The organism is Sphingomonas guangdongensis (assembly GCF_900199185.1).
GTDB lineage: Bacteria > Pseudomonadota > Alphaproteobacteria > Sphingomonadales > Sphingomonadaceae > Sphingomonas > Sphingomonas guangdongensis.
The window spans coordinates 630,289-642,803 of sequence record NZ_OBMI01000001.1; the positions used below are offsets into that span (position 1 = coordinate 630,289).

Here is a 12,515-nt window from a genome sequence, read left to right on the forward strand (position 1 = left end):
CTCCGCTCCGTTCATCTCGAGCGGTGTCGAGAGACCGATCACCCAGACGCGCTCACGCGATCGTCGGGTCGTGCTGCTCGTAATGCTTGCGGACCACGTCCCAGCCCTCCTGGGCGGTTTCGCAGTAGGTGAAGAGCTTCAGGTCGCGCTCGGCGATCACGCCTTCCTCCACTAGCGCCTCGAAGTTGACGACCCGCTCCCAGAACTCCCGCCCGTAGAGCAGGACCGGCATTGGCTTGATCTTGCCGGTCTGGATCAGAGTCAGCAACTCGAACAGCTCGTCGAAGGTGCCGAACCCACCCGGAAAGGCGGCGAGCGCACGGGCGCGGAGCAGAAAGTGCATCTTACGCAGCGCGAAATAGTGGAACTGCATCGAGAGCGCGGGAGTGACGTACGGGTTCGGCGCCTGCTCGTGCGGCAGCACGATGTTGAGCGCGATCGACTCCGCACCAACGTCCGCCGCGCCGCGGTTCGCCGCCTCCATGATCGACGGTCCGCCCCCTGAACACACCACGAAGTGGCGCTTGCCATCCTCATCCAGCGGGAAGTTGCTGACCTTCTGCGCGAGCTCGCGTGCGACGTCGTAGTAGCGTGACTTCTCGAACAGCCGCTCGGCGATGCGGCGCTGCTGGCCACTCGCCGGCGCCGCATCGAGCAGTGCGCGCGCCTTCTCCGGCTCCGGGATGCGCGCGGAGCCGTAGAAGACGAAGGTGGAGGCGATCTTCGCCTCGTCCATGATCAGCTCGGGCTTGAGCAGCTCGAGCTGGAAGCGGACGGGCCGCAGGTCCTCGCGGAGCAGGAAATCCATGTCCTGGAAGGCGAGAGTATATGCCGGATGGGTGGTCTGGGGTGTGGAAACGCCGGCCTTGGCGGTCTCGGCGTCCTGCTTGGCGCGCGGAAAGACGCGCGTCGGTACCTTGGTGTCGTTCATTCGCGCCGAGGTAGGCGCGAACTGTTACCGGCACAATGCGCTGCCGCCCAGGTCGAGGTGGAGGTGGTTGTAGTGCGCGGCGTTGTAGTCGGGCGACAGCACGGTCTTGTAGCGGCGGCAGGCCGAGCGGCGGATCACCTGCAGGAACTCGCGGATCGCCGGATCGCCGGTCCGCCAGTCGCGCTCGATCGTGATCCGCCGTCCGTCGGCGAGCACGAAGGCGGACACGTCCACCGCGTTGGCGATCCCGTGCTCCGACAAGCGGTTGGTTCGCCCGCCGACGATGCCGCGGCACGCGTAAGTGCCCATGCTCTCGACCTTGCGGACCTCGCTCCCCAGGATCTCACGCCCGGCGGGCACCACGCCGTTGCGCACCCAGGCGACAAAGGTGCGCGCCAGCGGGCAGCGCATCGCGCGCAGGTTGGTCGTCGGGACGCCGTAGTCGATCAGCTGCACGGTGCCGGTCAGCACGCAGCCGCCGCCGAAGTCGCGGTCGGGCAGCGGTGAGTAACGCACGTCCTCGCGCGACAGGTCGGCGAAGCAGGCGCGGGTGTCGGCATCGGGCGGGCGATTGAGCGTGATCGGCGGTGCGTTACGTGGCCGCTCGGGCAGGCGCGGCGCGCTCGGGCTGGAGCCGCAGGCGGCGAGCAACAGGGCGAGGAAGACGACGAGGTACCGGTACACGCCGCCTTCATCGCGCAGCGGTCGCGCCTTGTCACACCCCTTTGCCGCGAGCGCGGGTCTGTCCGCCGCGTGGCGCCGAAGCGCAGTTGACGGCGGCAGCGCATCTCCATAGGGCCGCCGACGGGCCACGCGGTCCCAACGCCGCGCGTGCTCTCTGTAAGGAGAGTCTGACATGACTGAACACCTCGCCGTCCCGGCCACCAAGCCGGCGCGCCCGTATTTCTCCTCCGGCCCGTGCGCCAAGCCGCCCGGCTGGTCTCCCGACAAACTTGCCACCGAATCGCTCGGGCGCTCGCACCGTTCGAAGATCGGCAAGGCGCGCCTCGGCTACTGCATCGACCTGATGCGCGAGCTGCTGCGCCTGCCCGACACCCACCGCATCGGCATCGTGCCCGGTAGCGACACCGGCGCGTTCGAGATGGCGATGTGGACGATGCTGGGCGCGCGCGGCGTGACGACGCTCGCCTGGGAAAGCTTCGGTGAGGGTTGGGTCACCGATGCCGTCAAGCAGCTGAAGATCGATCCGGTTGTGATCCGCGCGCCGTACGGCGAGCTGCCCGACCTTTCGCAGGTCGACTGGTCGACCGACGTGCTGTTCACCTGGAACGGGACGACGAGCGGCGTGCGCGTGCCTGATGCGGACTGGATCCCGGCAGACCGCGAGGGCCTCTCGTTCGCCGACGCGACATCCGGCGTCTTCGCCTACGACATCGACTGGGCGAAGATCGACGTCGCGACCTTCAGCTGGCAGAAGGTGCTGGGCGGTGAGGGCGGCCACGGCGTGCTGATCCTGGGCCCCCGCGCAGTCGAGCGGCTGGAAAGCTACACGCCGGCCTGGCCGCTGCCCAAGGTGTTCCGCCTCACCTCCAAGGGCAAGCTCAGCGAAGGCATCTTCAAGGGCGAGACGATCAACACCCCCTCCATGCTGGCGGTGGAGGACTGCATCGCCGCGCTCGAGTGGGCAAAGACGATCGGCGGTGCCGATGGCCTGATCGCACGCTCGACCGCCAACGCCCGCGCACTCGACAAGATCGTGGCGGATCGGCAGTGGCTCGGCCATCTCGCCACCGATATCGACACGCGCTCGACCACCAGCGTCTGCCTGACGGTCGAGGGCGCGGACGAAGCGTTGATCAAGAAGATGGCGGCGCTGCTGGAGGCCGAGGGCGCGGCGTTTGATGTCGCGGGCTACCGCGACGCACCGCCGGGGCTGCGCATCTGGTGCGGCGCGACCGTGGAGCTCGCCGACATCGAGGCGCTCGGGCCGTGGCTCGACTGGGCGTACGCGAGCGCGAGGGGCGCCAACTAACCTACTCCGTCACGCCCGCGCAGGCGGGAGTCCATACACGCAGGTCGTCGCTTGAGCCGCAGCGTCAGCGGCAATGGATCCCCGCCTCCGCGGGGATGACGGCCGTGAGGCAAGGAACCAACACATGCCCAAGGTACTCATTTCCGACAAAATGGACCCCAAGGCCGCGCAGATCTTCCGTGAGCGCGGCGTCGAAGTGGACGAGATCACCGGCAAGACGCCGGACGAGCTGAAGGCGATCATCGGTGCCTACGACGGCCTCGCCATCCGCTCCTCGACCAAGGTGACGAGGGACATCCTCGACCACGCGACCAACCTGAAGGTGGTCGGCCGCGCCGGGATCGGCGTCGACAACGTCGACATCCCCGCGGCATCCGCCAAGGGCGTGGTCGTCATGAACACGCCGTTCGGCAACTCGATCACCACCGCCGAGCACGCGGTCGCGCTGATGTTCGCGCTTGCCCGCCAGCTCCCCGAAGCCGACGCCTCCACCCAGGCCGGCAAGTGGGAGAAGAACCGCTTCATGGGCGTCGAGCTGACCGGCAAGACGCTGGGCCTGATCGGCGCGGGCAACATCGGCTCGATCGTCGCCGACCGCGCAATCGGGTTGAAGATGAAGGTGATCGCGTTCGATCCGTTCCTCAGCCCCGACCGTGCGATCGAACTGGGCGTCGAAAAGGTCGAGCTCGACCAGTTGCTCGCCCGCGCCGACTTCATCACCCTCCACACGCCGCTGACCGACCAGACCCGCAACATCCTATCGGCCGAGAACCTGGCCAAGACCAAGAAGGGCGTACGCATCATCAACTGTGCACGTGGTGGGCTGATCGACGAGGCGGCGCTGAAGGCGGGGCTCGACAGCGGCCACATCGCGGGCGCCGCGCTCGACGTGTTCGTGGAGGAGCCGGCCAAGGCCTCGCCGCTGTTCGGCACCCCCAACTTCGTCTCGACCCCGCACCTGGGCGCGTCGACCAGCGAGGCGCAGGTCAATGTTGCGATCCAGGTCGCCGAGCAGATGGCCGACTATCTCGTCTCGGGTGGGGTCACCAACGCGCTCAACTCGCCGTCGATCTCGGCGGAGGAAGCGCCGCGGGTAAAGCCGTACATGGCACTCGCTGAGAAGCTCGGGTCGCTGGTCGGCCAGCTCTCGACCGGCGCGATCCCGCGCATCTCGATCCACAGCGAGGGTGCCGCGGCGGAGGTCAACCAGAAGCCGATCGTGTCGGCCGTGCTCGCGGGTTTCCTGCGGACCCAGACCGACACCGTCAACATGGTCAACGCGCCGTTCCTCGCCAAGGAACGCGGCATGGAGGTGCGCGAGGTCCGCACCGAGCGCGAGGGCGACTATCACGCGCTGCTACGCGTCTCGGTCAAGACGGCGGAGGGCGAGCGCTCGGTCGCCGGCACCCTGTTCGGCAACCAGGCGCCGCGCCTGGTCGAGCTGTTCGGGATCAAGGTGGAGGCGGACCTCGCCGGCCACATGCTCTACGTCGTCAACGAGGACGCACCCGGCTTCATCGGGCGCCTGGGCTCGCTGCTCGGCGAAGCGGGCGTCAACATCGGCACCTTTCACCTCGGCCGCCGCGCCGCCGGCGGCGAGGCTGTGCTGCTGCTCTCCGTCGACGAGGCGGTCAGCGCGGAGCTCCTCGCCCGGGTCAAGGCGCTGGGCGGGGTCAGGACCGCCATGGCACTGGCGTTCTGAACCGGCGGGCCGAAGTGGTACTTCGGCCCGGATCGCATCTGCACTCCCCTCCCTGCAGGGAAAGGGTCGGAGGTGGGTCGATGTCCGCGCAACGGTCACATCCGCGTGCTCCGTCAGCCTAGTCCAGGCGTCTACCCACTCTTACCGCCAACCTTGCAGGGACGGGAGAAAGCACGGCGACCTTGCCAATGCGCCGCGGCTGACCGAAGGACCGTGCATGACCGGTCTCCTGCCCGAGGGCTTTCACGATCGCCTGCCGCCGTTCGCCGACCAGGCCGCGCGGCTGGAGCGGAGCGTGCTCGATACCGCGCGCGCCTATGGCTACGAGCAGGTCGATCCACCGCTTGCCGAGTTCGAGGATGCGCTCGCCCGGCGGCTGAAGGCGGGAGCGGCGCAGGGCGCGGTACGGTTCGTCGATCCGGTGTCGCAGCGCACGCTGGCGATCCGCCCCGACATCACCGCGCAGGTCGGGCGCATCGCCGCGACGCGGATGGGTCACCACCCCCGACCCGTCCGGCTCAGCTACGCCGGGCCGGTTCTGAAGCTCCGCGCGTCCGAGCTGAAGCCTGAGCGTGCGCTTCGGCAGATCGGGGTCGAGCTCATCGGGCTCGACAGCGTCGCCGCCGCGCGCGAGGTGGTCTTGGTCGCGGTCGAGGCGCTGACGGAGGCCGGCGTCACGGGCCTGTCGGTCGACCTCACCCTGCCCGATCTGGTCGCGACCATGGGCGGCAGCACGGCGCTCGCCGAGGCGCTGGACGCCAAGGATGCAGCCGCGGTCGCCGCGATCGACCGCAGCTTCCTGCCCCTGATCGCCGCCGCCGGTCCGTTCACGGCAGCGGTCGCCAAGCTGCGCAGCCATGCCGCGCTGGCCAGCCGGCTCGACGGCTTGGAGCAGATCGCCGCCGCGCTACCGCCGGGCGTTTCGCTGACGCTCGATCCGACCGAGCGCCACGGGTTCGAATATCAGAACTGGTTCGGTTTTTCGCTGTTCGCCGCCGGCGCCTCCGACCAGATCGGGCGCGGTGGCACCTACGGCGTCATCCACGACGACGGACGCGAGGAGCCGGCGGTCGGCGTCACGCTCTACGTCGATCCGATCCTGGGCGCGACGGCGGGTGCGGTGGAGCGGCGGCGGCTGTTCCTGCCCCACGGCACCGATCCCGCCGACGGCGCCCGGCTGCGCCGTGAAGGCTGGGTGACGGTCGCCGCGCTGGAAGCGCACGACACGCCCGAGGCGCAGCTGTGCAGCCACATCCTGTTCAAGGGTGAGGTACAGCCGGCCTGAGGAACGGTTGCGCCGCCCGCGGCTTTATGATCGAACCGCGGCCAGCAAGCCGGATTGGGGCACGAGTGGCGAGCAAAGCGGTACCGACGAGCCTGTTCGACGCGGCGACCATCGCCGATCGATGGCTGGCGGACTATTGCGGGCCGAAGCCGTTCGCCGACGTGCTGGTCACCGCCCGCCCCGACGACCGCGCCGCGTGGCGCATCGCGCTGGAGGAACTGGCGAGCGTCGGCGGCGAGGCGCTGGACGACACGCGCGAGCGGGTGCAGCGCCACGCCAGCGACATCGGTACCGGCTTCCGGGTCGCCGGCGAGCGGGCCGAGCGGCCGTGGCCGCTCTCCCCGCTGCCGCTGCTGATCGGTGCGGGGGAGTGGCAGGGCATCGCCGCCGGCGTGGTGCAGCGCGCCGAGCTGCTCGAGGCGGTCATCGCTGACATCTACGGGCCCGGGATGCTGGTCGCGAACGGCCACCTGCCCGCCGCGCTGGTGACCGGCAGCCCGTGGTTCCTGCGCCCGATGATGGGATTGCAGCCACCCGGCGGCTTTCACCTCCACTTCTACGCGGTCGACCTCTGCCGTGGGCCCGCCGGCGACTGGCGGGTGCTCGCCGACGGGGTACGCGCGCCCGTCGGTGCCGGTTACGCGCTGGAGAACCGGCTGTCGGTGTCGCGGACGCTCGGCGGGCTGCAGTCCCGCCTCAACATCGAACGCCACGCGCCGTTCTTCGCCGCGTTCCGGGAGGGGCTGGCCGCCGTCTGCCGGCGGGCGGAACCGCGGATCGGGCTGCTCACCCCCGGGCGCTGGAACCAGAGCTATGCGGAGCAGGCGCATCTCGCGCGCTACCTCGGCTTTCTGCTGGTGGAGGGTGCCGACCTGTCGGTGCTGGAGGACCGGCTCTACGTCCGCACGATCGCAGGGCTGAAGCGGGTCGATGCGCTGTGGCGCCGCGTCGATCCGCGCTTCCTCGATCCGCTGGCGTTCGACTCGACCTCAGCGATCGGGGTGCCCGGGCTGGTCGACGCAATGGCGGCCGGGAACGTCGTCCTCTCCTCCTCGCCCGGCAGCGGCGTCGTGGAGAGCGCGGCGCTCAACGCCTTCCTGCCGCAGCTCGCGACCCGGCTGACCGGCGCGTCGCTCCTCCTGCCCAACGCCGCGACCTGGTGGTGCGGCGGCGAGGCCGAGCGACAGGAGGTGATCGAGAACATCGACCGGATGGTGATCGCTCCCGCCTTTGCCGAGGCGCCGCTCGGCCTGCCGGCCGGCCGCCCGGTGGTCGGGGCCGCGCTGTCCCCCGACGAGCGCACTGCGCTGCTCGCCGACCTCGATCGTCGACCGCAGGATTATGTCGGGCAGGAGGTCGTGCGCCTGTCCTCCATGCCGGTGGTGAGCGACGGTCGGCTGACACCGCGGCCGTTCACCGTGCGGGTGTTCGCGGCGCGTGACGCGAACGGTGCCTGGACGGTGCTGCCCGGCGGTTTCGCGCGGATCGGCGAGCATGCCGACGAGCGCGCGGTGGTCATGGGTGACGGCACCTGGTCCGCCGACGTGTGCGTCCATGGGCCGGAGCCGGTCGACAAGGTGTCGCTGCTGCCTTCGGTCGACACCGTTAATCTCCGCCGCAACCCGGGCACCCTCCCCAGCCGGGTCGCCGACAATCTCTACTGGCTCGGCCGCTATCTGGAGCGGGGCGAGGCGCTGCTCGGTACCATCCGCGTGCTGCTCGGCCACTCGATCGGCGCGGACACGGGCGCGGCGCTCGCCCCCGACACCTTGTGGCGGCTGATCGGGCTGATTGTCGCGAGCGGCGCGGCGCCGCCACCCGCGTCGATCCGGCGCCAGGAGCTGACCCAATTTGCCAAGACCGCGCTGGAGGCGGAGGAGGGGTTCAGCGTCCGGATGATCAACCGCCAGGCGCGCGGGATCGGCGCAGTGTCGCGCGACCGGCTGGCCGGCGACCTGCTCCAGCTGCTCGACGCGCCTTACCCGACTCGCGGCCACATGCTCGACCGTGCCGGATCGCTCCAGCGGCGCTACGCCGCGCTCGCCGGATTGTCGGCGGAGCACATGAGCCGCACCGACGGTTGGCGATTCCACGACCTCGGCCGCCGGATCGAGCGTGCGACCGCGACCGCGGCGGCGGTACGCACGCTCGGCACCCTCGGGGCCAGCGCGGACGACCTGTCGACCCTGCTCGATCTTGCCAACAGCCAGATCAGCTATCGCCAGCGTTACCTGACCGGGATGGCCCGGGTGCCGGTCGTCGATCTGGTCACGCTCGATCCGGGCAATCCGCGCAGCCTGGCGTTCCAGGTCACGACCATCGGCGAGCATCTCGCGCGGCTGCCGACGCTCGGTGACGACGGTCTGGCCGAACCGCAGCAGGCGCTCGCCACCGCGCTTCAGGCGGTAATCTCGACCACCCGCGCGGTCGAGATCGACGACGCGGTGATGCGCGACGTGGAGGTGCGGCTGGCCGCGCTGTCCAACGCGGTCGCGCGCCGCTTCTTCCTGCAGGGCGCCGAGCCGCTCCGCGCCGCCGGCCTGACCCTGGCGTGACGCCGATGCGCTACCAGATACGCCACGTCACCCGCTTCGACTATGCGGAGCCCGCAGGCTTCGCCCGCTGCAACCTGCGCCTGAAGCCGATCCACTGGTCGGGCCAGCGACTAGAGGACTACCACCTGGCGGTTGAGCCCGGGGGCGATACCGCGCCGGCGCGGGCAGAGGCGGGACTCGCCAACGTCACCCGCTTGGTGGTGGAGACGGCGGCTCGGACGCTGACCATCACCAGCAGCGCGCGGGTGACGGTCGACCGGCTGCTCCCGATTCCCGACCCCGGCGATCCGACGCTCGCCACGATCGCCGCGGCCGCGCGGGTCAGTCGCGACATGGGCGCGGCGAGCCCGGCGGCCTATCTCTTCCCCTCGCCCCGCATCCCGCTCGATCCCGCGATCGCTGCGTGGTGCGCGGCCGAGCTCGCCCCCGACCGGCCGTGCCTGGAGGCGGCGATCGGCCTCGCGCGCGCGATCCAGCGCGACTTCGCCTTCGATCCCACCGCGACGCTGGTCGACACGCCCGCGCGCGAAGCATTCGACCGTCGCGGCGGCGTGTGCCAGGACTTCGCGCAGATCATGATCGGCGGCCTGCGCGCCGCCGGGCTCCCCGCCGCCTACGCCTCGGGCTATTTGCGGACCCTGCCCCCGCTCGGGCAGCCGCGGCTGGTCGGGGCGGATGCCACCCACGCCTGGGTGCTGCTGTGGTGCGGCGACGCGCTCGGCTGGGTCGGGGTCGATCCGACTAACGGCATTTGGATGGCGCAGGACCATGTCGTCATGGCGATCGGCCGCGATTATGCCGATATTGCGCCGATCGACGGCGTGATCCTGGGATCGGGCGCGCAGGCCATGCACGTGTCGGTCGACGTCGAACCACTCGACTGACCGTCATGCCAGCTCAGGCTGGCATCCATGGCCGTTTCGCCGCAATCTGACTTCCGTACTGTGGCAAGCAGACTTGGACTCCAGCCTGCGCTGGAGTGACCAGAGCGGAGGGGATCATGCGCAGCATCTTCATCACCGGCGGCGCGTCGGGCATTGGCCGCGCGACCGCGATCCTGTTCGCGGACCGCGGATGGCGCGTCGGGCTCGCCGACGTGAACGACACAGGCCTGGCCGAGACGCGGGCGGTGCTGGAAGGTGCGGGCCACTCGCTCCACCGCCTCGACGTACGGGATCGTGCCGGCTGGGACGCGGCGCTTGCCGATTTCGCCGGTACAGACGGCGGGATCGACGTGCTGTTCAACAACGCCGGCATCAACGTCGGCGGGCCGTTCGCGGAGACGAGCGTCGCCGACATCGAGCGTGCGATCGCGATCAACCTGACCGGCGTGATCCACGGCGCGCATGCCGCCTATCGCTACCTCAAGGCCGCGACGCCCGGTGCGTGCCTGCTCAACACCGCGTCGGCCGCCGGGCTGTTCGGGGTCAACAACGCCGCCGTCTACTCGGCGACCAAGTTCGGCGTGCGCGGACTGACCGAGTCGCTCGATCTCGAATGGGCGCGTGACGGGATCACGGTCGCGGCGCTGCTGCCGAGCTTCATCGACACGCCGCTGCTCGACGTGGTGCCCACTGGCTCCAACGCGACGACGCGCGACCGGGTGCGCGCCGCCGGGCTGGAGTTCACGCCGGTCGAGGAGGTCGCGCAGGCCGCCTGGGCGGCAGTGCACGGCACCCGCGTCCACTATCCGGTCGGCAGGACCGCGCGCCGCATCGCCTTTGCCGCACGCTGGATGCCGGCCCGCTTCCGCCGCTCGCTGCGCGGCCGTCGCGGTCTGTAGACGCCGCGCAGAAAGCTCCCGGCACGCTTGATGCAACTGCCTAGGAACAGGCCACTCGCCGAGTCGTTGGTCAGCCGTCACAATCAACGAAGGTTCACTCATGGCCGCTCGCCGCACCACCACCACCGACAAGCCAGCGAACGCGACGGGACGCCGCACGCCCGCCAAGCGCCGGCCAGCGCCGCGGAAGGCAAAGGATCAGGGGCACACGTCATGGAGCCGGGTGGCCGCGATCGGGATCGGTACCACGCTGATCGCGGGCGGGGCCGCGCTGCTCGGGATCTTCGCGAACCGCCGCGGCTGGCTGGCGACGACCGGCAATGCCGAGCACGCCGCGCCCGACCTCGCGCTTGATGCGCCGCGTCCCGGCACGAACCGTGCACCCGACGCCTTCCGACCCGATCCGACCGCACCGGTTCCCGAGAGCGAGCGCGAAGGATTGCGCCCCGCGACCGGCCCGGCACCGACCCTGGTCAAGGGTCAGGCCGACGAACTCCGTCGCGTCGACGCCGCCCCGGCGTGACCCTCACCTGACCGGCAGTGCCCCGACGCAGGCCGTCGGGGAACCCGGGTCATCCCGCGTCCGTCAGCTTGCTCTTCCGCCCGCCGTCATCGTCGGCGGGCGGCTGGTTTCGGTCGAGCGTGTCGCCCGGCCGGCGCGCGTCGCCTTTCTCCTGATGCTCGGTCGAGATGTTCGGCGCAGGCTGCGTCTCGGTCGGCTTGCCGTCATCGGTCATGGGTGTTCTCCTTGCCCGAAGAACCGCCCGACCCCGCACCGCGTTCCTTAGCTCCGGCGCTGCTCGCGGTCGCCGGAGCGCATCCTACCCCAGGTCGCGCTTGTCCCGCGCCCGTTGCGCTTGGCCTGGTAGAGCGCGCTGTCGGAGCGGTGGATCAGCGCGCGGGCGTCCTGCACCTCCGCCGTCATCGCCGCCACGCCGATCGTTCCCGACGCCGCGATCGGCCCGGCGCTCGTCCGCACCGGCTTGCGCAGGTCGTCGAGCAGGCGCGGGAGCAGCGCATCCACGTCCGTCGCGACCGGCCCGGTCAGCACCAGCGCGAACTCGTCGCCGCCCAGCCGCGCCGCGAAGCCGCCGTCCGGCGCGACCCGCCGGATCCGCCGGGCGAAGGCGCGCAGGACGTCGTCGCCGGTCAGGTGCCCGTGCGTGTCGTTGATCTGCTTGAAGTAATCGAGATCGATCATCAGCAGCGCGAGCGGCGTGCCCTCATCCGACGCCGCCGCGAGCTCGCGATCGAGCGTCTCGGCGAAGGACGCGCGGTTGGCGATCCCGGTCAGGGCATCGATGCTGGCCGTGCGGCGCAGGCTCTGCTCCAGCGCGTACCGGTCGGTCACGTCGCGGAACACGCCGATCAGTGCGTGCGGCTCGCCATTCTCGCGCTCCAGCTCACCGGCGGCGCGGACCCGGCGCAGGTTGCCGCGCGCGGTGCAGAAGTCGACCTCGACGTCGAACGGAGCACCCGTTTCCAGCGTGGCGGCGATGGCCGCGCTAATGGCTGCGCGCGCCTGCGGCGGGTAATAGTCGAGCGCGGAGGTGAGCGGCGGCGGCGCGCCGATCGGCAGCTCGTGGACGCGAAAGGTCCCTTCCGACCAGGAGAGGCGCTCGTCGGCCAGCGTCATTCGCCACGATCCGATCTGCGCCATGCGCTCGGCCTGGCGAAACGTCTGGTCGGCGCGCCGCAACTCGGCCGACTGCTGCTCCGCCTGGAGCCGCAGCGCGCGGCTGCGCAGCAGCGCCTCCGCCAGCGTCTGGAGGTGACGGAGCCGGGCCTGCTGCTCGGGGGAGAAGGTCCGGGTTTCGGTATCCAGCGCGCACACCGCGCCGATCGGCACCGTCGTTCCCGTGCCCGGATCGGTCGCGTGGATCGGCATGCCGGCATAGGCGCGGAAGTGCGGCGCCTCCGTCACGAGGAAGGAGTTCGCCACCCGATCGTCACGGCGCGCATCCCTGATCAACAGGGGCCCGGTGCTCTCGATCGTGTGGGTGCAGAAGCTGGCGGAGCGCGGCAGCTCGCGCGCCGGTGTGCCCACGCCGGCCTTGATCCATTGGCGCTCGAGATCAATCAGCGTGATCGCGCCCACCGGGCACGAGAGCATCTCCGCGGCAAGCGCGGCCAGCGCGTCGAATTCCGCTTCCGGCGGCGTATCGAGCAGTTGCAAGGCAGCGAGCGCCCGCAGGCGCGCGGCATCCCGATCGGTGGTTTGAGCAGACGCGAACATGCCGGCGGTGCTACGGGAAGCAGGGTTAAT

Annotated in this window: 11 protein-coding genes; 7 read left to right on the forward strand and 4 right to left on the reverse strand. The window is 70.5% G+C overall.

The genetic code is table 11. The features are described 5' to 3' along the window. Window positions 1–52: 52 nt before the first annotated feature. Both CRO12_RS02920 and CRO12_RS02925 read right to left on the reverse strand, forming a co-directional pair. Window positions 53–931, reverse strand: coding sequence for an LOG family protein (locus CRO12_RS02920; protein WP_097062491.1), 879 nt, complete (start codon window positions 929–931; stop codon window positions 53–55). A gap of 24 nt (window positions 932–955) precedes the next feature. Further along, entirely contained in the window at window positions 956–1,615 is a 660-nt protein-coding gene (locus CRO12_RS02925) for an extensin family protein (RefSeq protein WP_097062492.1), read from the reverse strand. A gap of 172 nt (window positions 1,616–1,787) precedes the next feature. Between CRO12_RS02925 and CRO12_RS02930 the strand changes: the two genes are divergently transcribed. From CRO12_RS02930 to CRO12_RS02960, 7 genes are all read left to right on the forward strand, one after another. Then, window positions 1,788–2,924, forward strand: a complete 1,137-nt coding sequence (locus tag CRO12_RS02930; RefSeq protein WP_097062493.1) for a phosphoserine transaminase — start codon at window positions 1,788–1,790, stop codon at window positions 2,922–2,924. 124 nt (window positions 2,925–3,048) lie between these two features. After that, complete coding sequence (serA, locus tag CRO12_RS02935) at window positions 3,049–4,626, forward strand: phosphoglycerate dehydrogenase (RefSeq protein ID WP_097062494.1); 1,578 nt, start codon at window positions 3,049–3,051, stop codon at window positions 4,624–4,626. Between the two features lie 217 nt (window positions 4,627–4,843). Continuing rightward, complete coding sequence (locus CRO12_RS02940; protein ID WP_097062495.1) at window positions 4,844–5,911, forward strand: ATP phosphoribosyltransferase regulatory subunit; 1,068 nt, start codon at window positions 4,844–4,846, stop codon at window positions 5,909–5,911. 65 nt (window positions 5,912–5,976) lie between these two features. Then, window positions 5,977–8,466, forward strand: a complete 2,490-nt coding sequence (locus CRO12_RS02945; protein ID WP_097062496.1) for a circularly permuted type 2 ATP-grasp protein — start codon at window positions 5,977–5,979, stop codon at window positions 8,464–8,466. Window positions 8,467–8,471: 5 nt separating this feature from the next. Then, on the forward strand, window positions 8,472–9,350 hold the full coding sequence (locus tag CRO12_RS02950; protein ID WP_097063310.1) for a transglutaminase family protein: 879 nt from the start codon (window positions 8,472–8,474) through the stop codon (window positions 9,348–9,350). Window positions 9,351–9,466: 116 nt separating this feature from the next. Further along, entirely contained in the window at window positions 9,467–10,249 is a 783-nt protein-coding gene (locus tag CRO12_RS02955; RefSeq protein WP_097062497.1) for an SDR family oxidoreductase, read from the forward strand. 100 nt (window positions 10,250–10,349) lie between these two features. Beyond that, the gene (locus CRO12_RS02960) at window positions 10,350–10,772 is read left to right on the forward strand and encodes a hypothetical protein (RefSeq protein WP_097062498.1); all 423 of its coding nucleotides are present in this window, start codon (window positions 10,350–10,352) and stop codon (window positions 10,770–10,772) included. A gap of 49 nt (window positions 10,773–10,821) precedes the next feature. Here the strand turns inward: CRO12_RS02960 and CRO12_RS17895 are convergent, their stop codons facing one another. Next, window positions 10,822–10,986 carry a hypothetical protein gene (locus CRO12_RS17895; RefSeq protein WP_179640853.1) on the reverse strand — a complete coding sequence of 55 codons (165 nt, stop codon included), beginning with the start codon at window positions 10,984–10,986 and terminating at the stop codon, window positions 10,822–10,824. A 47-nt stretch (window positions 10,987–11,033) separates the two neighbouring features. After that, window positions 11,034–12,485 (reverse strand): sensor domain-containing diguanylate cyclase, encoded by a 1,452-nt coding sequence (locus tag CRO12_RS02965; RefSeq protein WP_097062499.1) that lies wholly within the window; start codon window positions 12,483–12,485, stop codon window positions 11,034–11,036. Between the last annotated feature and the right edge of the window lie 30 nt (window positions 12,486–12,515).

Coding starts and splice junctions, on each gene's coding strand:
- CRO12_RS02920 (WP_097062491.1), bottom strand. CDS start 931: ATGAACGACACCAAGGTACCGACGCGCGTCTTTCCGCGCGCCAAGCAG.
- CRO12_RS02930 (WP_097062493.1), top strand. CDS start 1,788: ATGACTGAACACCTCGCCGTCCCGGCCACCAAGCCGGCGCGCCCGTAT.
- serA (WP_097062494.1), top strand. CDS start 3,049: ATGCCCAAGGTACTCATTTCCGACAAAATGGACCCCAAGGCCGCGCAG.
- CRO12_RS02940 (WP_097062495.1), top strand. CDS start 4,844: ATGACCGGTCTCCTGCCCGAGGGCTTTCACGATCGCCTGCCGCCGTTC.
- CRO12_RS02950 (WP_097063310.1), top strand. CDS start 8,472: ATGCGCTACCAGATACGCCACGTCACCCGCTTCGACTATGCGGAGCCC.
- CRO12_RS02955 (WP_097062497.1), top strand. CDS start 9,467: ATGCGCAGCATCTTCATCACCGGCGGCGCGTCGGGCATTGGCCGCGCG.
- CRO12_RS02960 (WP_097062498.1), top strand. CDS start 10,350: ATGGCCGCTCGCCGCACCACCACCACCGACAAGCCAGCGAACGCGACG.
- CRO12_RS17895 (WP_179640853.1), bottom strand. CDS start 10,986: ATGACCGATGACGGCAAGCCGACCGAGACGCAGCCTGCGCCGAACATC.
- CRO12_RS02965 (WP_097062499.1), bottom strand. CDS start 12,485: ATGTTCGCGTCTGCTCAAACCACCGATCGGGATGCCGCGCGCCTGCGG.